The 527-nt window shown below is 49.1% G+C and carries 2 protein-coding genes; both read left to right on the forward strand.

Annotated elements, in window-relative coordinates; all coding sequences use genetic code 11:
• Positions 1–332 (forward strand): DUF6318 family protein (locus HMPREF2883_RS13715; protein WP_256277238.1); only part of this gene is annotated, 332 nt, incomplete at its 5' end.
• Positions 329–527 (forward strand): hypothetical protein (locus HMPREF2883_RS15195; RefSeq protein WP_218079107.1); only part of this gene is annotated, 199 nt, incomplete at its 3' end. The genes HMPREF2883_RS13715 and HMPREF2883_RS15195, both read left to right, overlap by 4 nt.

Below are 527 nucleotides of genomic sequence, written 5' to 3' on the forward strand. Positions count from 1 at the left end.
CCGGCAACACCACCGAGTTCGCCGCCATGAGCGAAGACAGTTGCAAATTCTGTCAATCAGCCATCGACAACGCAACGAACCTTCACAAAGCAGGGGGCTGGAATGACAAGTGGGAACAAGAGATCACGAACATTCGGTATTACGATAAACTTGAAGGATACGACTACAATAGAGTTGAAGCCACTGTGAGTCGTCAAATGATTGCGTCTCACCCAGGAGGTGGGGCAACCACTGAAACATCAAGCCCAACCGAGAATGAAACACTAGACTTTGCTGTACGCTACATCAATGGCCGTTGGCTGATCGGCGGAGTAAGAGTCGAACAAAAATGAGTCGCCACATTGCCGCTTTAAGCATCACCTTAACCTCCATTATTTTACTGGTGATTGGAAGTGACTCCCTGGCTTTACCGTCTGAAACAAAGGGAAGTTACACTGTCGAAAATCAGGACAACACCCCTACTGTTCGTGGAGAAATGAGTGAGACTATCACCCAGGAGGGTGCGTCGGGTTCTGGTGGGTCTTCGT

Source organism: Actinomyces sp. HMSC075C01, from assembly GCF_001812965.1.
Taxonomy (GTDB): Bacteria; Actinomycetota; Actinomycetes; order Actinomycetales; family Actinomycetaceae; genus Actinomyces; species Actinomyces acetigenes.